The 18,538-nt window shown below is 58.3% G+C and carries 21 protein-coding genes; 13 read left to right on the forward strand and 8 right to left on the reverse strand.

Annotated features, from left to right (window positions below; all coding sequences use genetic code 11):
* Positions 1 to 84 precede the first annotated feature (84 nt).
* Both ABLN94_RS11420 and ABLN94_RS11425 read left to right on the forward strand, forming a co-directional pair.
* On the forward strand, positions 85 to 903 hold the full coding sequence (locus tag ABLN94_RS11420) for an MBL fold metallo-hydrolase (RefSeq protein ID WP_352992480.1): 819 nt from the start codon (positions 85 to 87) through the stop codon (positions 901 to 903).
* A gap of 38 nt (positions 904 to 941) precedes the next feature.
* The gene (locus ABLN94_RS11425; RefSeq protein WP_352992482.1) at positions 942 to 2,357 is read left to right on the forward strand and encodes an FAD-binding oxidoreductase; all 1,416 of its coding nucleotides are present in this window, start codon (positions 942 to 944) and stop codon (positions 2,355 to 2,357) included.
* 36 nt (positions 2,358 to 2,393) lie between these two features.
* Here ABLN94_RS11425 and ABLN94_RS11430 read toward each other — a convergent pair whose 3' ends face one another.
* From ABLN94_RS11430 to ABLN94_RS11440, 3 genes are all read right to left on the reverse strand, one after another.
* A complete protein-coding gene (locus ABLN94_RS11430; RefSeq protein WP_352992483.1) occupies positions 2,394 to 2,876 on the reverse strand; it encodes a fasciclin domain-containing protein in 483 nt (160 codons plus the stop codon).
* A gap of 168 nt (positions 2,877 to 3,044) precedes the next feature.
* On the reverse strand, positions 3,045 to 3,584 hold the full coding sequence (locus tag ABLN94_RS11435; protein ID WP_170493340.1) for an adenine phosphoribosyltransferase: 540 nt from the start codon (positions 3,582 to 3,584) through the stop codon (positions 3,045 to 3,047).
* A gap of 80 nt (positions 3,585 to 3,664) precedes the next feature.
* Positions 3,665 to 3,799: a hypothetical protein gene (locus tag ABLN94_RS11440; RefSeq protein ID WP_352992484.1), complete on the reverse strand. Its 135-nt coding sequence runs from the start codon at positions 3,797 to 3,799 to the stop codon at positions 3,665 to 3,667.
* A gap of 106 nt (positions 3,800 to 3,905) precedes the next feature.
* Between ABLN94_RS11440 and ABLN94_RS11445 the strand changes: the two genes are divergently transcribed.
* A complete protein-coding gene (locus ABLN94_RS11445; RefSeq protein WP_170384937.1) occupies positions 3,906 to 4,079 on the forward strand; it encodes a hypothetical protein in 174 nt (57 codons plus the stop codon).
* 4 nt (positions 4,080 to 4,083) lie between these two features.
* On the opposite strand, the gene ABLN94_RS11450 is transcribed toward ABLN94_RS11445, so the two are convergent.
* A complete protein-coding gene (locus ABLN94_RS11450) occupies positions 4,084 to 4,713 on the reverse strand; it encodes a LysE family translocator (RefSeq protein ID WP_352992486.1) in 630 nt (209 codons plus the stop codon).
* Between the two features lie 216 nt (positions 4,714 to 4,929).
* On the opposite strand from ABLN94_RS11450, the gene ABLN94_RS11455 reads away from it, so the two are divergent.
* Positions 4,930 to 5,793: an alpha/beta hydrolase gene (locus ABLN94_RS11455; protein ID WP_352992488.1), complete on the forward strand. Its 864-nt coding sequence runs from the start codon at positions 4,930 to 4,932 to the stop codon at positions 5,791 to 5,793.
* Between the two features lie 10 nt (positions 5,794 to 5,803).
* On the opposite strand, the gene ABLN94_RS11460 is transcribed toward ABLN94_RS11455, so the two are convergent.
* Entirely contained in the window at positions 5,804 to 6,676 is an 873-nt protein-coding gene (locus ABLN94_RS11460) for an S-methyl-5'-thioadenosine phosphorylase (protein WP_352992490.1), read from the reverse strand.
* Positions 6,677 to 6,882: 206 nt separating this feature from the next.
* Here ABLN94_RS11460 and ABLN94_RS11465 point away from each other — a divergent pair, with 206 nt between their 5' ends.
* Positions 6,883 to 8,517: a SulP family inorganic anion transporter gene (locus tag ABLN94_RS11465; protein WP_352992491.1), complete on the forward strand. Its 1,635-nt coding sequence runs from the start codon at positions 6,883 to 6,885 to the stop codon at positions 8,515 to 8,517.
* Positions 8,518 to 8,548: 31 nt separating this feature from the next.
* On the opposite strand, the gene ABLN94_RS11470 is transcribed toward ABLN94_RS11465, so the two are convergent.
* Both ABLN94_RS11470 and ABLN94_RS11475 read right to left on the reverse strand, forming a co-directional pair.
* Positions 8,549 to 9,190 carry a CatB-related O-acetyltransferase gene (locus tag ABLN94_RS11470; protein WP_352992492.1) on the reverse strand — a complete coding sequence of 214 codons (642 nt, stop codon included), beginning with the start codon at positions 9,188 to 9,190 and terminating at the stop codon, positions 8,549 to 8,551.
* Positions 9,190 to 9,795 carry a flavin reductase family protein gene (locus ABLN94_RS11475; RefSeq protein ID WP_352992493.1) on the reverse strand — a complete coding sequence of 202 codons (606 nt, stop codon included), beginning with the start codon at positions 9,793 to 9,795 and terminating at the stop codon, positions 9,190 to 9,192. Before ABLN94_RS11475 ends, ABLN94_RS11470 begins: the two co-directional genes overlap by 1 nt.
* 72 nt (positions 9,796 to 9,867) lie before the next feature.
* Between ABLN94_RS11475 and ABLN94_RS11480 the strand changes: the two genes are divergently transcribed.
* The 5 genes from ABLN94_RS11480 (at position 9,868) to ABLN94_RS11500 (ending at position 12,912) form a co-directional block, all read left to right on the forward strand.
* On the forward strand, positions 9,868 to 10,362 hold the full coding sequence (locus ABLN94_RS11480) for a GNAT family N-acetyltransferase (protein ID WP_352992495.1): 495 nt from the start codon (positions 9,868 to 9,870) through the stop codon (positions 10,360 to 10,362).
* A 53-nt stretch (positions 10,363 to 10,415) separates the two neighbouring features.
* On the forward strand, positions 10,416 to 11,159 hold the full coding sequence (locus ABLN94_RS11485) for an EcsC family protein (protein ID WP_352992497.1): 744 nt from the start codon (positions 10,416 to 10,418) through the stop codon (positions 11,157 to 11,159).
* A gap of 119 nt (positions 11,160 to 11,278) precedes the next feature.
* Positions 11,279 to 11,743, forward strand: a complete 465-nt coding sequence (locus tag ABLN94_RS11490) for an NUDIX hydrolase (RefSeq protein ID WP_352992498.1) — start codon at positions 11,279 to 11,281, stop codon at positions 11,741 to 11,743.
* A 71-nt stretch (positions 11,744 to 11,814) separates the two neighbouring features.
* Positions 11,815 to 12,270, forward strand: coding sequence for a DUF1178 family protein (locus ABLN94_RS11495; protein ID WP_170493369.1), 456 nt, complete (start codon positions 11,815 to 11,817; stop codon positions 12,268 to 12,270).
* 3 nt (positions 12,271 to 12,273) lie between these two features.
* Positions 12,274 to 12,912 (forward strand): SDR family NAD(P)-dependent oxidoreductase, encoded by a 639-nt coding sequence (locus tag ABLN94_RS11500; protein ID WP_352992499.1) that lies wholly within the window; start codon positions 12,274 to 12,276, stop codon positions 12,910 to 12,912.
* On the opposite strand, the gene ABLN94_RS11505 is transcribed toward ABLN94_RS11500, so the two are convergent.
* The gene (locus tag ABLN94_RS11505; protein ID WP_170493374.1) at positions 12,906 to 13,259 is read right to left on the reverse strand and encodes a hypothetical protein; all 354 of its coding nucleotides are present in this window, start codon (positions 13,257 to 13,259) and stop codon (positions 12,906 to 12,908) included. The genes ABLN94_RS11500 and ABLN94_RS11505 overlap by 7 nt on opposite strands.
* Positions 13,260 to 13,422: 163 nt before the next feature.
* Between ABLN94_RS11505 and ABLN94_RS11510 the strand changes: the two genes are divergently transcribed.
* The 3 genes from ABLN94_RS11510 to zwf all read left to right on the forward strand — a co-directional run bounded on the left by ABLN94_RS11510 (position 13,423) and on the right by zwf (position 18,536).
* Positions 13,423 to 14,661 (forward strand): aspartate kinase, encoded by a 1,239-nt coding sequence (locus tag ABLN94_RS11510; RefSeq protein ID WP_352992501.1) that lies wholly within the window; start codon positions 13,423 to 13,425, stop codon positions 14,659 to 14,661.
* A 46-nt stretch (positions 14,662 to 14,707) separates the two neighbouring features.
* A complete protein-coding gene (gene ptsP, locus ABLN94_RS11515; RefSeq protein WP_352992502.1) occupies positions 14,708 to 16,951 on the forward strand; it encodes a phosphoenolpyruvate--protein phosphotransferase in 2,244 nt (747 codons plus the stop codon).
* A gap of 139 nt (positions 16,952 to 17,090) precedes the next feature.
* Positions 17,091 to 18,536, forward strand: coding sequence for a glucose-6-phosphate dehydrogenase (zwf, locus tag ABLN94_RS11520; protein ID WP_352992503.1), 1,446 nt, complete (start codon positions 17,091 to 17,093; stop codon positions 18,534 to 18,536).
* Positions 18,537 to 18,538: the final 2 nt, after the last annotated feature.

Consider the following 18,538-nt stretch of genomic DNA (forward strand, 5'->3'; position numbering starts at 1 on the left):
ACTGCCGCAACGACCAACCTCGTGATTTCGCTGACCCGCCATATGCGGGCGTGACTTAAATGCTCACTGCGCTACACTTCCCTCATGCGCTGGGTTGTTGCGGCATTGATGGTGATTTCGGGCGGGGCTATGGCGCAGGAGCGGCGGCCGAGCCATTGCATCGCTATCGCGGATGCTGCGCCGGGTATTGAATACATCCATAAGGCGGCATGGACGGACCCGATCCCGGATTTTTCGGTGCGGATCAGCTATATAGCGCATGCGTCGTTTTTGATCCAGACACAGGGCGGGTTGAACGCCGTGACCGATTTTACTGGTTTCATTGGCAGCGCAGATATGATCCCCGATGTAGTCACCATGAACCACGCCCACAGCACGCACTGGACTGCCCATCCCGATCCGGCCATTCCGTATGTGCTGCCCGGGTGGGGTGAGTTCGGCCTGGGGATCGAACATCACCTCGATCTGGGCGAGATGTTGGTTCGAAATGTCTCGACCGATATTCGATCCCCCTATGGCGGGGTTGAGGAGCGTGGAAACTCGATCTTCGTGTTCGAGATCGAAGGGCTATGCATCGGCCACCTGGGCCATTTGCACCATGTGCCCTCGGATGAACAATTCGCCGCGCTGGGGCGACTGGATGTGGTGATGGCGGCGGTGGACGGGGGAACGACCATGCCTCTGCCCGACATGATTTCGGTTCTGAAGCGGCTTAAGAGTTCAGTCATTATCCCGATGCATTGGTTTTCGGGCTTTTCGCTGGACCGGTTTCTGGTCGACATCCGTAATGATTTCCCCGTCGAGCGTAAGGGAGTGTCGGAAATTATCGTGTCTCTGCGCGACCTGCCGGACCGACCCACTGTGGTCGTGCTTGAACCACGCTACCTAATCGAATTGGAATAGGGCTTGTAGGAACCCGGGCGCTTGGGCAAGGAATAGGTATGACACTGAATGCTGCCGACGACTCCTTTGCCAAGCTAATTCGCTCTGATTTGGGCGACGATATTCTACGCCCCGTTACTGATCGCTATCTGGAAGAGCCGCGCGGCCGTTTTACCGGGCATGCAGGCCTGCTGGCCCTGCCGCGCACAGTTGACGAGGTGTCGAAGCTGGTGCGGTTGGCCTCGGACGCGCGGGTGCCGGTAGTGCCCTATGGCGGCGGCACCGGTTTGGTTGGCGGGCAGGTCATGTCCGAAGGACCTGCGCCTCTGGTGATCTCGCTGGAGCGGATGACGGCGATCCGGGCTGTTTATCCAACCGAAAACATCCTGATCGCCGAGGCGGGCGCCGTTCTTGAGGATGTGCAAACGGCTGCAGAGGAAGCTAACCGCCTGTTCCCTCTGGCTTTGGCCGCGCAGGGGTCGTGCCGGATCGGTGGCAACCTCGCGACGAATGCGGGCGGGGTGAATGTGCTTCGTTATGGCAACGCGCGAGATCTGTGTCTCGGGCTCGAGGCGGTTCTGCCGAGCGGTGAAATCTGGCATGGGCTGAGTCGCTTGCGCAAGGACAACACCGGCTACGACCTGCGCAACCTGTTGATTGGTGCAGAGGGCACCCTAGGGATCATCACCGCTGCTTCGCTGAAGCTGTTTCCGAGGCCTGAGGTAGTCGGAACGGCTATGTTGCAGGTTACTTCCCCCGAAGCAGCGATTGAGCTGCTAGCGCTGGCACGGGATCAACTGGGGGATGCGGTTAGTACTTTTGAGCTGATCCATCGACAGGGGCTGCAATTTCTGACCGAAGTCTTGCCACTTGTGCGTTATCCGTTTGAGACACAGCCCGAATGGTGTGTTCTGATTGAACTGGGGCTATTTGCACGGCAATCGCCTTCTGAAGCACTGGAAGCGCTCTATGCTACGGCGGACAAGGCTGGGCTCGTCGGCGATGCGGTGATCGCGCAGAGCGAAGCACAACGCATGGACCTATGGGCCGTGCGCGAACGCATCCCCGAGGCCAATCGGCTGATCGGATCTGTCTCAAGCCATGATATATCGGTTCCGATCTCGCGTATTCCGGAGTTCATCCTGCGAGGTGCCGAAGTGGTCGCGGCGCTTGGGCCGTTTCGTATCAACTGCTTTGGGCATGTGGGCGACGGAAATTTGCATTACAACGTGTTCCCGCCACAGGGGCACGACCGAGCCGAGTTTGATGGGCAAAGACAAGCAGTCAAACACGCGGTGCATGACCTTGTGCATGCGTTTGGAGGCTCCGTCAGTGCTGAGCACGGGGTAGGGCGCCTGAAAGCCGATGATCTTGAGGAATATGGGGATGCTGCAAAGCTGTCTGCGATGCGCGCCATCAAAACCGCGCTGGACCCGCAGGGGATCATGAATCCTGGCACGGTTTTGAGGTCCTAGGCACGGCCCATCGTCACGCAGGCCGCACCGGGACTGTTAGGATGCCGGCAGAATGACCTTGTCGATGACGTGGATAACGCCGTTTGAGGTCTCGATATCCGCCTGAACAACGTTTGCGTCATTCACCATCACGCCGTTGTCCAGATCAATGGTAATATCTCCGCCTTGAACCGTGGCGGCGGTCATGTCATCGGACAGATCGCCTGACATTACCTTTCCGGGCACCACATGGTATGTAAGGACCGCAACCAGTTGGTCCTTGTTTTCTGGTTTCAGCAGCGTTTCGACGGTGCCTTCAGGCAGTGCGGCAAACGCCTCATCCGTTGGGGCGAAGACGGTGAATGGGCCTTCGCCTTTCAGAGTGTCTACCAGTTCGGCGGCCTGAACGGCGGCGACGAGCGTTTCAAAGCTGCCGGCACCAACAGCGGTGTCTACGATGTCCTTGGAGTGGCCATCCGCATAAGCGACCGTGCCGACGATCAGGCTTGCCGCACTGGCCATAGCGAGTTTGCGAAACATGATACAATTCCCTTGTTGGAATGCCTCGTTTGGCATCAACAGGGGTACGGTCAATCAACGGAACAAGATCATCGAATATATCTATTCGATTGGGTTGAACTTGAAGCTGGTCGGGCTATGCCCGTGCTGTTCTGGGTTTCCACTCACAATTTTGTGATGGTGCGGCTCCTATAACCCTTCGAATTCGCACAGAATGTGTACATCCATGCCCATGCCTTCCAGTACCTTGCGACCGCCCAGTTCAGGCAGGTCAATAATGAACGAGCACGAAACGATCTCTCCGCCCAGCCGTTCGATCAGCTTGATCCCGGCGGCGGCGGTGCCTCCGGTGGCCAACAGGTCGTCGACGACGAGGATTTTCTCGCCCGGCAGAATGGCGTCATCATGGATCTCGACGATGGCCTCGCCATACTCCAGCTTGTAGTCTTGGCTGATGGTGGTGCCGGGCAGTTTGCCCTTTTTGCGGATCGGCACGAAGCCAACGCTCAGCTGGTGGGCAATTGCACCGCCAAGGATAAAGCCGCGGGCCTCGAGGCCCACGACTTTGTCGATCCGTTCACCTGCATACGGGTGCAGCATCTGGTCGATCGCCATACGGAACCCGCGCGGATCGGCAAACAGGGTGGTGACGTCCCGGAACATGATCCCTTCGTGCGGGAAATCGACGATTGTACGGATGTAATCCTTGACCGATTTGTTTCTGGACATGGCCAACCCCTTTGGCGTCAAAACACGCTGGGCTGTTTGGCCCATCGGGGTCAGTCATGCAAGGAGAGATTGCCGCCGAACTATTTGCGGCGTTGTGGAGTGGCCTTCGGCAGTCCGTAATAGCGGTACAGCGCGTCCGGTAACCACGACAAGTGCGGTTTGCGCCAGTTGCGCTGGTCTCGCAACAGAAATGCCTGAGCAGCATGAAGGTTCATTGCCATATTCCTTTTTTATTGTTAGTTGCTCGATAACTACAATTTCTATGCGATGTATATACATTGCATCGCGGTAAGAATCAAGGGTTGGACAGGGAAAAGGCGCGTGGCAAAGAAAGACGGTAAGGGGTCTACCAAGAAAAACAGTCAGTTGGTCCTGCGTCTGGACAAGGATGAACGCGACGCATTTGTTGAATTGTGCAAGGAATTAGACACGTCAGCCGCGCGGGAAATTCGCCGGTTCATCCGTGGGTTCATGAAGGAACACGCCGAGGATTGATCCCTTAGGCAGGGCGGCGCAGAACGGCGGTCGCAACCCCCATTCCGATCAGCGTCAGCCCTCCGAAGCGGGTCATCGCGGTGATCACGCCGGCGCGCCCGATCAGGCGGCGCAATCTATCTGCCAGCAACGCGTATGCCAACGCGTTTAGCCCTCCCAGAACCACGAAGGTTGCGATCAGGATGGCGAATTGCGGGCCCAGAGGCTCGGCCGGGCGAAGGAATTGCGGCACGAACGCAATGAAGAACGCGATGGACTTCGGGTTCAGCGCGGTGACAGCAGCGGCGTGACCGAACACACTGCGCGGAGTGACGTCGCGCCCGGTGTCCATCGTTTCCAGTCCACCAGAAGGTGCGCTGCGCAGCAATTTAATGCCAAGCCATACCAGATAGGCGGCGCCCAACCATTTCAGAACGGAAAACAGGGTGGCAGAGGCCAAAACCAATGCTCCTAACCCCAGCAATGAGGCCGTCATGGCCACCAGGTCTCCCACCGCAACCCCGGTGGCCGAGGCCACGGCGACGCTGCGCCCCTTGGACAGGGCGTAGCTGAGCACCAGTAGAACGGTCGGGCCAGGGATCAGCAGCAGTGCAGTCGACGCGGCCACGAAAGCCAGCCAAAGATCAACGGACATGGTGTTTCCTATCTCAGTGTTCCGCACACCAAGCCCCGGTTCCCCATTGGGGTCAAGCTTTCATGTGCTCTTTTGTCCGCGAAAATTCGGCCTGGTTTTTGGCAATACCGTCAAATCTGCAAAAGTTTAAATTTGCTTTAGGAAGTGTATTCCAACCTTGAAAGCTTGCGGATCCTTACCGAACTCTGAACAAAGCCGGCAGGGCAGGAGGTTACAATGACGCGCACAGAAACCATTGATACCGAGACGTATGCAAGGTCCGCACTGTCGAAGACCACGCTGCTGAAGCGGGGGTTTGTTCTGCTGGCTCTTGTTGCTGTCGTGCTTTACGCCGCAATCGTCGGATATATGTACGCGAAACAGGACACGCTGCTCTACAAACCTTCAGGTGAGTTGCCGGATCCGAATACGGTCGGGATGGCCGATGTCGAGGTGGTCTCCCTGACGATGTCCGACGGAGTGCTGTTGACTGCCTGGTCCGCGCCCCCGGCCACGGAAGGCGCCCCGACAGTTCTGTTTTTCCACGGTCAAAGCGGCAATCTGGGCGATCGGGCCGACCGGATGCGCGAAATCCTCAACAGCGGTTATGGTCTGCTGGCCCCCAGTTATCGCGGTTTTCCGGGTAGCGAGGGTGAGCCCTCGGAGATGGCGCTGATTTCGGACGGTGTTGAGATGTTCGACCGGCTGGACGTTGAGGGCACGGATGTTGTCCTGCACGGGCAAAGCCTTGGTACAGGTATTGCAGCAGCGGTGGCCGAGCAGCGACCGAATGCGCAATTGCTGGTGCTGGAGGCGCCTTTCACTGCGACCGTGGATGTCGCGTCCGAACGCTATCCGTTGTTGCCTGTCTCGCTCCTGATGAAAGACCAGTTCGCCACCCGCGACGTTATCGACGAAATCACAGTACCGACCCTGATTTTCCACGGGACCGATGACGAGACAATCCCTCTTCACCACGGGGAGGCGCTGGCGGCGATGTCCGGCGGGAGCGCAAAGTTGCACGTTGTCCCTGAGGGAACCCACAACGATCTCTGGTCGCATGGGCTCTGGGATGAAGTGCAAGCCACTCTGGGTCAGTAAGAAAGTTCGGTTAGAGCATTCGCCCAGCGACGGCATCCAGTTTGGCCAGCAGCGCCGGGTCACGCTTTTCTGGCGCGGTCAGGATGGCGTATTCCAGCGCCCGGTCGCAGCCATGCGGGCAGGGCTCGCGCTTGGCCCCCAACAAGTCTGGTAGGCCTTTTACCAGAGCACGGCCCTTCTCGGCATTTCCAGTCAGAGTAGCGATGATGGAGGTTACGTCGACCTCCCCGTGATCCGGATGCCAGCTGTCGTAGTCGGTAACCATAGCAATCGAGGCATAGCAAAGCTCGGCCTCGCGGGCGAGTTTCGCCTCGGGCATGTTGGTCATGCCGATCACGTCGCAACCCCATTGCTCGCGATACATCTTGGACTCGGCCAGCGACGAGAACTGAGGCCCCTCCATCGCCAGATAGGTGCCACCGCGATGAATGGTGATGCCAGCAGCCTTGCCTGCGGTCTCGCAGGCATCGGACAGGCGCGGGCAGGTGGGGTGGGCGACGCTGACATGGGCGACGCAGCCGGTGCCGAAAAAGCTTTTCTCGCGCGCAAAGGTCCGGTCGATGAAATGATCGACGATCACGAAATCGCCCGGTGCCATGTGTTCGCGGAACGACCCGCAGGCGGAAACCGAGATCACATCGGTCACCCCCACGCGTTTTAGCGCGTCGATATTGGCGCGATAAGGCACTTCGGTTGGCGAATGCACGTGACCGCGTCCGTGGCGCGGCAGGAACGCCATTGCGACGCCGTTCAGCGAGCCAGTCAGAATCTGGTCCGAAGGATCGCCCCACGGGGTTTCCACGGTAACCCATTCCGCATTCTCCAGCCCGTCGATGTCATAGATGCCCGATCCGCCGATGATGGCGATTTTGGTCTGGGTCATGGCTGTGCTCCGATTGAAAAAATTTGTTGCAGACTGTCTGCGGGGCGGCAAGAGATTTGGCAAGTGGCTTCAACGGTTTGTGTTGGTTGTTGTCCCGGTATGCGCCCGGCGCATATCAGGGTCCCGCTTGACGCGGTATCTCAGCCGGGGCTTGACCGCTAAAAGGCCCCTTTCGCGCGAACAAAATAGACCGACAGGACCGTCCCATGCCCCGAGCCATGCTGGCAAGCTTTGCCAATCGTATTGCCAAACCCGACCTGCGTTGGGTACCGGACGAGGGGCTGACTGCCTCGCGCCTGCGGATTGAGTTGCTGTCCGGCCTGACCGTGGCGCTGGCATTGGTGCCCGAAGCGGTGGCATTTGCGTTTGTCGCTGGCGTGCACCCGCTTGTCGGCCTATACGCGGCCTTTATGGTTGGCCTGATCACGGCGTTGATCGGCGGTCGCCCGGGCATGATCTCGGGTGCAACCGGGGCTCTGGCCGTGGTAATGGTCGCGCTGGTAGCCGAGCACGGGGTCGAATACCTGTTTGCCACCGTTGTTTTGATGGGCATTCTTCAAGTAATTGCCGGGGCAATGCACTGGGGACGCTTTATCCGACTGGTGCCGCACCCGGTAATGCTGGGCTTTGTGAACGGTCTGGCCATCGTGATTTTTCTAGCGCAGTTGGGGCAGTTCAAGGTGCCGGGCACCATGGAAAACACCGGGCACGGCGTTGGTGGGGGTGAATGGCTCTCGGGTCTGCAGCTTTATACCATGCTGGGCTTGGTGGCGCTGACCATGGCGGTGATCTGGATCATGCCGCGTATCACGCGCATCGTTCCTGCGCCTCTGGCCGGTATTTTGGTTGTGGCCGCGCTGGTGATCGGCTTTGGGCTGGACGTGCCGCGCGTCGGCGATCTGGCCTCGATCGAGGGCGGGTTGCCCGCGTTCCACATTCCAATGGTGCCGCTAAACTGGGAAACCTTTGAGATCATCCTGCCCTACGCCGTCATTCTGGCCGCCATCGGCCTGATTGAATCGCTGCTGACCCTGAACCTTGTAGGGGAAATCACCGGCAAGCGCGGCGGAGCCTCGCAAGAGTGTATCGCGCAGGGCGTTGCCAACGTGGCCACTGGTTTCTTTGGCGGCATGGGCGGTTGTGCGATGATCGGTCAGTCGATGATCAACGTGAAATCCGGTGGTCGGACTCGTATTGCCGGTGTTGCCGCGGCGCTGTTCCTACTGGTCTTCATTCTGTTTGCTTCACCGCTGATCGAACAAATCCCGCTGGCGGCTTTGGTCGGGGTGATGTTCATGGTGGTGATCGGTACCTTTGCATGGAACTCGTTCAAGATCATGCGCAAGGTGCCGCTGATGGACGCCTTTGTGATCGTGCTGGTGACGGTCGTAACCGTGATGGAGGACTTAGCGGTCGCCGTGGTAGTGGGTGTCATCGTCTCGGCGTTGGCCTATGCGTGGAACAACGCCAAGCGTATCCATGCGGTTACCCGCGAATCCTCGACCGAAAAGGGTGCTAAAGTTTATGAAATCCAGGGACCGCTGTTTTTCGGATCGTCGGATGGGTTCGTCGAGTTGTTTGATGTACCGAATGATCCGGAAACGGTAATCGTGGACTTTGCCGAAAGCCGCGTTGTTGACCAGTCGGCGCTGCAAGCTATCGAAAACATCGCCGCCAAATACGAGGCCGCAGGCAAACGCGTCATGCTACGCCATCTCAGCCGAGATTGTCACAAGCTGCTCAATAAGGCCGGGCACCTGATGGTCGACAGTGATGACGACCCAGATTACGAATTGGCTGTGGACTATTCTGTCCGTACCGGCATTCTGGGCGGTCACTGACATATTGGAAAGGCGGCCCGAGGGTCGCCTTTCAATTTGGTGCCAGACGTTCCAACCTATCGATATCACCGGATAGAAGGGCGCTTTCGGAGGCTCCAACTTTTTGTGGTGGCCAGTCCCACCAGCCAAGCGCTTCCAGTCTGGCAATCACATCCGCTTCAAAACGGTATCGCCGCACCTCTGCTGGGTTTCCCGTGACGATTGCGTAAGGTGGGATATCTCCTCGGACAACCGATCCGGCACCAATGATTGATCCGTTGCCGACTCGGGCTCCGGGCAGGATCAAAGCGCCAAATCCGATCCATACGTCATGCCCGATGATCGTATCCCGCACGTCTGGTTGGTATCCCGACATCCTGTTCGGATCAAAGATAGGAAAAGGAAAACAGGTCAGACCCGCCATTGCGTGATTGGCCGAAGATGTAATGAACCGAACGCCATGAGCAATCTGGCAAAATTTGCCCAGGATCAGTTTTTCCTTCGAAAACGGAAACAGATAAGGAGCCAACCGTGCCCCCCAATCCTCGGGCGGGTCAAAGTCTGATGCGTAGCTGAACGCCCCGGCCTCAAACTGTGGATGATCGACTGCCTCGGACAAAAACACCGTGCCCTTGTGAACGGTCCCATCGGGCAGGGTAACCGGGTATCTGCGATGAGGATCAGGGAGTAACATCAGTCGTCAGGCCGAGAAAGGCTGAATAACTCGGTCACAACCGAATAATCCCGATATCCCAGTCGTGCCAACGGCTGGAAAGACGTAACATCAAATATGCCGTCCTTCAGGCAATCGTCCCGCAAGTGAACACCAGTGACTTCTCCGAACACGACCCGATTAGCCTCGCCCGGTAGCGAGACAATCTTTGTCAGCTTGCATTCCAGTGCTGCCGGGGCTCCGTCAACTCGGGAGCAGGGTATAGTTTCGCACTCAATCGGTGTCAGGCCAGCGTGGGCAAATTCGTCGTGATGTTTGGCCAAGCCTGCTGAACTGGCGTTCATCGCGTCCCGATGCGCATGGGCAACCACGTTCACGCAGAACACCCCAGTCGCTTCGATGTTTGCAACGCTGTCCTTGCCGCCATCCTGATCGTGCTTGGTGCCGGTTGACGCGAACATCACTTGGGGTGGCGTGTAGGCGACGCCGTTGAAGAATGAATAGGGCGCCAGATTGTTGATCCCATCCGGGCTGCGGGAGGAAATCCAGCCGATCGGGCGAGGTGTTATGATCGCGTTGAACGGGTTGTGCGGCAGTCCGTGGCCGTCTTCGGGACGATAGAACATCTTTTCTCCAAGCGTTTGCCCAAGGCGTACCGAAGTGCTAGGGCGAATGCCAGCAAGGAAAAGAGGGTCGGGGTGCAGCAATTCGGGATCAGGCCGGAAGAGCCGGATGATTGGTGGGAAGTCGAGGCTCTCTATGACCTGTGCTTTGCGCCCGGGCGTGAGGCTCTTTCCTCCTATCGTTTGCGGGATGATGTGCCGCCTGTCTCTGGCCTGTCACTGGTTGCGCGCGACGGACAGGGCATTCTGGCAGGCGCTATCAGGTTCTGGCCGGTGCACGTGGGAGATCATGATGCCTTGCTGCTGGGGCCGGTGGCCGTACACCCCACACATCAAGGCGAGGGCTTGGGTGGATTTCTGATTCACGAGGGCATCGAAGCCGGCCGCACGAAGGGTTGGGAGCGGGTCATGCTGGTTGGTGATGCGCCCTATTATGCCCGCTTTGGGTTTTCCCGTCTCAGCGGGGTTGAAATGCCGCCGCCAACCAACCCGGACCGTGTTTTGGGGCTGGAATTGACTCCGGGTGTTTGGGACGAAGTGAGCGGGCTTGTCACTCGCTGGACCCGCTGAACTATTGAAACCTCGGCTATAAATCCCGATGTCTTAAGGACAGGAGGGTATGTATGCAGGACGTGGTTCTTGTTGAAAAACTGGATGCCGAGGCCGAACTGGACCGATTGGCCGCGCATTATCGGTCTGCCGGAGGACCGGGTGTTAAACTTCTGAACAGTCTGGGTGGTTCGGCGGAATCCTTGCTTGAGCAATTGCCTGAGCCGATCAGGCAGAGCCTGACGGGCGCAACGGAACAGGCCTTGTGGCTTGCTATGCACGCTGCGGAAGGATCGCGCCGAGCGGTGCCGGATCAGCGCCCATGGGTCAACACCGCACTTACCACAGCAATGGGCGCGGCCGGGGGGCTGGGTGGCGTGTCTACTGCTCTGATGGAGTTGCCGGCCACTACTGCTATGCTGTTGCGTGCGATACAGGGCGCCGCGGCGCGCGAAGGATTTGACCCGTCCGAAGAGGGCGTGAAATTCGATTGCGTGCGCGTTCTGTCCGCTGCCGGTCCCATGTCCAATGATGATGGAGCCGATGTGGGGTTCTTCTCAGTACGCCTGACGTTGACAGGTCCGGCCATGCAAAGGCTGATTGCGGCGGTTGCTCCGCGTCTTTCCGTGGTGTTGGGGCAAAAACTGGCGGCGCAGTCGGTACCCGTGTTGGGCGCGATCGCCGGCGGTGGCACCAACTATGTCTATACGCGGTATTACCAGCAGATCGCCCGCGTGCATTTTGGTCTGCGGCGACTGGCCGTTGATGCCGATATCCCGCATGACGAATTGGTGCGCAAATTGAGTTCCAGAATGTGACTCTTCTTCAAAGGCTTGGAGGAAATCGCCTTATATGGTATTGATGATCTGAGAACCCGCTAAATAAGCGAAAACGACGCGGGGAACAGGCAAGAAGTCCATTTGAAAGGCGGCACAGCGTGAAAGACGCAAGGTTATCGCCCCATGTTTCGCCGAAAGCCCGGCAATTGCCGGTGCTGCAGCAATTGGCGGCGCTGTGCTATCGCTTTGAACGGGGGCGCCCCGAGGTGTTGCTGATCACCACTCGCAAATCACGCCGCTGGATCATTCCCAAAGGATGGCTGATCGACGGTCTGACGCCGCCTGAGACTGCATTGCAGGAGGCGTGGGAAGAGGCAGGTGTTCGCGGCAAGTGCGATGTGCAGGCGATAGGGCGCTTTTTCTACCAAAAACGCCGTCGAAAAAAGGGCCCGGTGATGTGCGCTGTAGATGTTTTCCCGCTACTAGCGACCTCAATTGCATCCCGGTTCCCCGAGTATCAACAGCGGCAGAGAAAGTGGATCACGCCGAAAAAAGCGGCGCAGTTGGTTAATTCACCTGAATTGGCGCTATTGTTACAAAAGATTGAGCCTGTTAGGCACTGAGATACCCTTGGAGGGGCTTGATCTTGCCGAGTCGCTCGGTATCTAATTGGCGACCGACATTTGGACGGACCATGATTCAATACGCGTTGAAATGCAGCAACGGCCATACATTTGACAGTTGGTTTCAATCGGCCGCCGCTTACGACAAACTGGCATCCTCGGGCATGGTGACGTGCGCCGTATGCGGATGTGCGGAGGTTGAAAAGGCGATTATGACACCGCGTGTGCGTCCGGCCCGCAATGTCGAGTCTCGCGTTGAGGTAAAGCCAACGGAAGCTGAAACCGTAGATGTTGCGTCACCGCCACCAGACCTTGAAAAGGTTTTGGTGGAACTGCGTCGTAAAGTCGAAGAGAATTCGGACTACGTCGGCAAGGATTTCGCCCGTGAGGCACGTAAAATCCACCTCGGTGACGCGCCAGAACGCGCGATCTATGGCGAGGCCAAGCCGGAAGAGGCGCGGGCCTTGATTGACGACGGAGTACCCGTCGCGCCTTTGCCATTCGTTCCAAGCAGAAAGACAAACTAAACAGTGCATGTCGTGATAACTGGGGTCAATCGTGGGATTGGCCGCACACTGACGGATGCCTATCGCGCCCGCGGGGATACGATAACCGGTACTGCGCGGGATGGCAGCGCGCAGTTGGTGTTGGACGTGACCGATCCCTCGCAGCATTCAGACATGGCAGCAAGGTTGCGCGACCAGCCAGTCGACCTGTTGATCTGTAACGCGGGGGTCTATCTGGACAAGGAACAGGACATCGACGGGTATCCCGCAGACATGTGGGCGCAGAGTTTTGCCGTCAACGTGACCGGTGTCTTTCTGTCCGTCCAGGCCTTGCTGCCCAATCTGCGCGTTGCGCAAGGCAAGATTGCGATCCTTTCGTCGCAGATGGCTTCGCACACGCGGGCGCCGGGCGGCAGCTACATCTACCGCGCCTCGAAGGCCGCAGCGTTGAACCTGGGGCGCAATCTGGCCACCGATCTACGCGATGACGGCATCGCCGTAGGTATATATCACCCCGGCTGGGTCCTAACGGAAATGGGTGGACCCGCGGCGGAGATCACGACGGATCAAGCCGCTGAGGGATTGATCGAGCGATTTGATGCATTGTCGCTTGAAACGACGGGCTGCTTTGAAACCTGGAACGGTTTTCCCCACGCTTACTGACGTTTTAGCGCTGCCGTCGGAATCTCGTAAACCTCGTCAGGATCAATGAAAATCACCGTAAGGTCACCGCGTGTCTCATGACTGATCCTGGCGGGAGAGCTGCTGGAATTCGGCACGCCGTCAGTGAAATAGATGCTACGCACTTCTCCGGCACCCAGCGCAACGGCCAAAGTGGTGGTGCCGTCGTCATGGTGACGTAATTCGGCGTGACAATCGCTCAGCGGTGCACCGCCCGTGGCGCAAGGAACCGTACCCAAGGCATTTTTGCCATCGGTTGCAGCCAGTGTGGATACCTGCGCAATGGCGGGAGAGGACAGCAGGAGGGTTGCGATGGCAAAGCGGAGCATGGAAAACCTCTTGGAAAATGCGTCGCCTAAGGCTGACACCGACATTGCCGGATGTAAAGCGGCCCCATACTGCATTCGATGCTGTTTTGAACACTTGCCCTTACGGCCCCCCTCGCATAAGACGCACGAGATCTGAATTCCAAGGCGCGGAGAGACCACCCTCATGCCCGTACTCGTTATGAAATTCGGTGGCACGTCGGTTGCCAACCTTGACCGCATCCGCCGCGCGGCCAAACGCATCGGTGTTGAGGTGGCCAAGGGCTATGACGTGATCGTCATTGTCTCGGCCATGTCTGGAAAGACTAATGAGCTGGTCGGCTGGGTCGATGAGACTTCGCCTCTGTATGACGCACGCGAGTATGACGCCGTAGTGTCTTCGGGTGAGAACGTGACCGCCGGTCTGATGGCTTTGACCCTGCAGGAAATGGACATTCCGGCCCGTAGCTGGCAAGGCTGGCAGGTGCCGTTGAAAACCTCCAGCGCGCACAGTCAGGCTCGGATCGAGGAAATCCCGACCGAGAATATCGGTCAGAAATTCGACGAAGGCATGAAAGTGGCCGTTGTCGCCGGGTTCCAGGGCATCAGCCCCGAAGGCCGGATCACCACGCTGGGCCGGGGTGGTTCGGACACCACCGCCGTGGCCTTTGCAGCCGCGTTTGGCGCCGAACGCTGCGACATCTATACCGATGTGGACGGCGTCTATACCACCGACCCCCGCATCTGTGAAAAAGCGCGCAAGCTGGATCGCATTTCATTCGAAGAGATGCTCGAGCTGGCCTCTCTGGGGGCCAAGGTGTTGCAGACCCGTTCGGTTGAGCTTGCAATGCGGTATAAGGTAAAACTGCGCGTTCTCTCAAGTTTCGAAGAACAATCCGACGAGGCCGGTACGCTGGTCGTTGACGAGGAGGATATTATGGAATCCAATGTTGTGGCCGGTGTGGCCTATTCCCGCGACGAGGCCAAGATGACCGTCGTATCGGTGGCGGACCGCCCCGGTATCGCCTCGACCATCTTTACCGCGCTCAGCGATGAGGGCGTGAATGTTGACATGATCGTCCAGAATATCTCGGACGAGGGGCGTACGGACATGACCTTCTCGTGCCCCACCGATCAGGTAGCACGCGCCGAAAAAGCGCTGCTGGCGATCAAGGACGCGGGCGAGTTGAACTATGCGGAACTTGTCGCGGACCAGGACGTCTGCAAGGTCTCGGTCGTAGGAATCGGCATGCGTTCGCAATCGGGTGTTGCGGCCAAAATGTTCAAGGTACTCTCGGATGAGGGGATCAACATTAAGGTCATCACAACCTCTGAGATAAAAATTTCCGTCCTCGTCGACAGGAAATACATGGAACTTGCTGTTCAGGCGCTGCATGATGCGTTTGAATTGGACAAGGCGGCCTGAGCATTTCAGCCAAAGGTTTAGCCTGACACCGTAAACTGGTTGGGCCATGGCGGACGGAACGGAAACAGAATCTCGTAAGCTGCTGGGGCGGCTTCGAGAGGAGATGGCGAGTGAAGCCGCCGGTCAGGAGCGTCTTGACCGGATTACTCACCTGATTGCAGACAGCATCAGGGCCGAGGTCTGTTCAATCTATTTGTTCCGTGATGAAGACACGCTGGAACTGTGCGCCACCGAAGGTCTGGCACCTGAGGCCGTGCACAAAACCCGGATGCGCATGGGTGAGGGGCTAGTGGGCCGTGTCGCCCAGTCCGGAAAAGTCGTGAACACCCCAGATGCGCCGTCGGCCAAGGGCTTCCGCTATATGCCGGAAACGGGCGAAGAGCGTTTCTCGTCCTTTCTGGGCGTTCCGGTTCAGCGTCTGGGTCAGAAACTGGGTGTTCTGGTCGTACAGTCGCGCGATGCGCGCAAGTTTTCTGCCGATGAGGTGTATGCGCTGGAAGTGGTCGCCATGGTTCTGGCTGAAATGGCCGAGCTAGGCGCGTTTGTCGGCGAAGGCGCGGCCCTGTCGCCCCTGCACCAACAATCGCTCCAGCTCAGCGGTGGTCCTGCACAGGAAGGGTCGGCCGAGGGGCATGTTTGGCTGCACGAACCCCGCGTTGTGGTGACCAATCCTATCGCCGAAGACCCGCATCGCGAACGGGAACGTCTGACCGAAGCGGTGGAGGAGCTGCGTGTGGGCGTCGACAAGATGCTCGAGATTTCTCAGGGCGGTGACAAAGAGCAACTTCAGGTTCTCGAAGCCTATCGCATGTTTGCCAATTCCAAGGGCTGGATGCGGCGAATGGAAGAAGACATTGCCCTCGGTCTCAGCGCCGAAGCTGCGGTCGAAAAAGAACAGTCTCAAGCCCGTGCCCGTATGGGACAGGTGACCGATCCCTATCTGCGCGAGCGGCTGGCCGATTTGGATGACCTCTCGAACCGTTTGCTTCGTATTCTGACAGGGCAGGGCGGCACAAATGGTGTCGACTTACCACCAGATCCGATCCTGATCGCCCGCAATATCGGTCCCGGAGACCTGCTGGAATACGGTCGGTCGCTGAAAGGCATTGTGCTCGAAGAAGGTTCGGTCGGCAGTCATGCGACAATCGTGGCCCGTGCGCTGGCGATTCCGTTAGTGGTGCACGTGGGGCGTATCACGACCGAAGCGTTGAACGGCGACCATATTCTGGTCGATGGCAATGAAGGTGTGGTGCACCTGCGGCCCGAGGACACGGTGGTCAGCGCCTTCCGCGATAAGATCGCGATGCAGGCCAAGGCGCAGGAGCGTTATGCCTCGATCCGCGAAACTCCAACGGTGACGCGAGATGGGGAACGGATAAACCTGGTGATGAACGCGGGCCTGATGGCCGATCTGCCCTCGTTGGGCAATTCAGGGGCTGAGGGCGTGGGCTTGTTCCGAACCGAGCTGCAGTTCCTGATCCGCAATCAGATGCCGAAACGATCAGAGTTGGTGGCGCAATATCAGCGCGTTCTGGATGCGGCGGGGGACAAGCGCGTCGTATTCCGCACGCTGGATATCGGGTCGGACAAGGTCCTGCCATACATGAAGCATGTGGCAGAGCCGAACCCGGCGCTGGGCTGGCGTGCGATTCGTGTGGGCCTGGACAAGCGCGGTGTGATGCGGATGCAGTTGCAGGCACTGTTGCGCGCCGCAAATGGTCGTCCGTTGACGATCATGTTCCCCTTTGTGGCGCAGGCCGACGAATTTCGCGAAGCCCGTTGGGAGGTCAACAAGACCATCGAACGAGAAAAGCGTTTGGGTCATGTGCTGCCCGAAACGCTCGAGGTCGGGGCGATGCTGGAAACCCCATCACTTGCTTTCGCACCGCAGAAATTCTTTGATGAGGTCGATTTCGTATCGATTGGCGGCAACGACCTGAAACAGTTTTTCTTCGCCGCTGACCGGGAAAACGAACTGGTGCGCCGTCGCTATGACACGCTGAATGTCAGCTTTCTGACCTTCATTGAGCGGATCGTTGAGCGCTGCGACATCTCGAACACGCCGCTCAGCTTCTGTGGCGAGGATGCGGGCCGCCCTGTCGAGGCCCTGTGCCTGGCCGCCATGGGCATTCGGACGCTGTCGATGCGCCCCGCTTCGATTGGACCGGTCAAGAGCGTTCTGTTGCGGGCTGATTTGCAATCCGTGCGCAAAATTATCGCCGACGCGCGGCACCGCGGAGAGCAGTCTGTTCGCCCTGCCGTTATGGAATGGCTGCGCAATCAGGGGTGATCTTAAAAATCCGGGCTTGCTTTCTGCATCTGCATTGCCTATTCAAACGGCGAATGTTAGCGATAACATGGCCTAAATCACGGATGCCGCGACTTTGTGGTGCTATGGTGGCCCAGGTGAAAACTGAAGGAGCCCGTCGATGGTTTCACGCGTAATTCCGGTTAACCCGTTCGACCTTGTGCTGTTCGGTGCAACTGGCGATCTGGCACAGCGTAAGATTCTGCCGGGCCTCTATCACCGGTTTGAAGTGGGGCAGATGCCGGAAGACGCCCGGATCATCGGGACGGCCCGCTCGGACATAGATAGCGACGCGTTTCACGCGCAAATCCGAGCCTCGATGAAGGAATTCGCGCCGGAATTCAAAAAGGACGTTTTGGATCAGTTCCTAAGTCAGGTGGAGTATGTCCCGGTCGATGCGCTGGGTGAGGATGGCTGGTCTGACTTAGCCAAATCCTTGCGCCCGGAAGTTGTGCGCGCTTTCTATCTGTCAGTTGGACCCAGCCTGTTTTCAGGCATTGCGCAACGGCTGCACGACCACGGGCTTGCAACGCCGGACAGCCGTATTGTGGTGGAAAAGCCCTTTGGGCATGATCTGGCGTCAGCCAAGGCGCTAAACGAAGGCCTCGGTGCCTGTTTCGAAGAGCATCAAATCTACCGGATCGACCACTACCTGGGAAAAGAAACGGTACAGAACCTGATGGCTCTGCGCTTTGCCAATTCTTTGTTCGAACCGCTGTGGAACTCGACACATATTGACCATGTGCAAATTACCGTTGCCGAAACTGTTGGGGTTGAGGGGCGGGGCGCATATTACGATCAGTCTGGCGCGATGCGGGACATGGTCCAGAACCACCTTGTACAGCTTCTGTGCCTGACGGCGATGGAGCCGCCCTCGAAATTCTCGCCCAACGCGGTGCGGGACGAGAAGGTCAAAGTTATCGAAGCGCTGGAGCCTGTAGACCCCAAAGATATCGCACGTGGGCAGTACCGCGCCATCCATGGTGAAGGCGGTTACGTCGATCATGTCGGCAATCCGGCCAGCCGCACCGAAAGCTTCATCGCGCTTAAGGTGCATCTGGGCAACTGGCGCTGGGCTGGTGTTCCATTCTACTTGCGGACCGGCAAACGCCTGCGGGCGCGGGAATCCGAGATTGCGGTGTTCTTCCGCGACCCGCCGCATACGATTTTCCCCAACGTCGGCCCCCTGCACGGCAACGTACTGGTGATCCGCCTGCAACCGGACGAAGGGATTACTCTGCGCACCACCATCAAAGACCCCGGTCCGGGCGGTTTCCGCCTGTCCGATGTGGCGTTGGACATGAGCTTTGCCGACGCGCTGGGCGCTGAGGCCAGCGCACCGGACGCCTATGAGCGGTTGGTGATGGACGTCATTCGCGGCGATCAAACCCTGTTCATGCGCGGGGACGAGGCCGAGGCCGCCTGGGCTTGGGTCGATCCCATCATTCGGGGCTGGGAAGATCGCGGCGACCGGCCGGCACGCTATGATCAAGGCAGTTCAGGCCCCGAAGAAGCATTGATGCTGATGCATCGCGACGGTCGTCGCTGGCGTCAGATCGGAGGTTAATC

Origin of the sequence: Ruegeria sp. SCP11, from assembly GCF_040329455.1 — a bacterium.
Lineage (GTDB): Bacteria > Pseudomonadota > Alphaproteobacteria > Rhodobacterales > Rhodobacteraceae > Ruegeria > Ruegeria atlantica_E.

What these genes read in the sequence shown, in the direction of transcription:
- ABLN94_RS11465 (WP_352992491.1), top strand. Translation starts at nt 6,883, where the DNA reads ATGCCCCGAGCCATGCTGGCAAGCTTTGCCAATCGTATTGCCAAACCC.
- ABLN94_RS11435 (WP_170493340.1), bottom strand. Translation starts at nt 3,584, where the DNA reads ATGTCCAGAAACAAATCGGTCAAGGATTACATCCGTACAATCGTCGAT.
- ABLN94_RS11460 (WP_352992490.1), bottom strand. Translation starts at nt 6,676, where the DNA reads ATGACCCAGACCAAAATCGCCATCATCGGCGGATCGGGCATCTATGAC.
- ABLN94_RS11495 (WP_170493369.1), top strand. Translation starts at nt 11,815, where the DNA reads ATGATTCAATACGCGTTGAAATGCAGCAACGGCCATACATTTGACAGT.
- ABLN94_RS11430 (WP_352992483.1), bottom strand. Translation starts at nt 2,876, where the DNA reads ATGTTTCGCAAACTCGCTATGGCCAGTGCGGCAAGCCTGATCGTCGGC.
- ABLN94_RS11440 (WP_352992484.1), bottom strand. Translation starts at nt 3,799, where the DNA reads ATGAACCTTCATGCTGCTCAGGCATTTCTGTTGCGAGACCAGCGCAAC.
- ptsP (WP_352992502.1), top strand. Translation starts at nt 14,708, where the DNA reads ATGGCGGACGGAACGGAAACAGAATCTCGTAAGCTGCTGGGGCGGCTT.
- ABLN94_RS11420 (WP_352992480.1), top strand. Translation starts at nt 85, where the DNA reads ATGCGCTGGGTTGTTGCGGCATTGATGGTGATTTCGGGCGGGGCTATG.
- ABLN94_RS11510 (WP_352992501.1), top strand. Translation starts at nt 13,423, where the DNA reads ATGCCCGTACTCGTTATGAAATTCGGTGGCACGTCGGTTGCCAACCTT.
- ABLN94_RS11485 (WP_352992497.1), top strand. Translation starts at nt 10,416, where the DNA reads ATGCAGGACGTGGTTCTTGTTGAAAAACTGGATGCCGAGGCCGAACTG.
- zwf (WP_352992503.1), top strand. Translation starts at nt 17,091, where the DNA reads ATGGTTTCACGCGTAATTCCGGTTAACCCGTTCGACCTTGTGCTGTTC.
- ABLN94_RS11455 (WP_352992488.1), top strand. Translation starts at nt 4,930, where the DNA reads ATGACGCGCACAGAAACCATTGATACCGAGACGTATGCAAGGTCCGCA.
- ABLN94_RS11475 (WP_352992493.1), bottom strand. Translation starts at nt 9,795, where the DNA reads ATGTTCTATCGTCCCGAAGACGGCCACGGACTGCCGCACAACCCGTTC.
- ABLN94_RS11425 (WP_352992482.1), top strand. Translation starts at nt 942, where the DNA reads ATGACACTGAATGCTGCCGACGACTCCTTTGCCAAGCTAATTCGCTCT.
- ABLN94_RS11470 (WP_352992492.1), bottom strand. Translation starts at nt 9,190, where the DNA reads ATGTTACTCCCTGATCCTCATCGCAGATACCCGGTTACCCTGCCCGAT.
- ABLN94_RS11450 (WP_352992486.1), bottom strand. Translation starts at nt 4,713, where the DNA reads ATGTCCGTTGATCTTTGGCTGGCTTTCGTGGCCGCGTCGACTGCACTG.
- ABLN94_RS11505 (WP_170493374.1), bottom strand. Translation starts at nt 13,259, where the DNA reads ATGCTCCGCTTTGCCATCGCAACCCTCCTGCTGTCCTCTCCCGCCATT.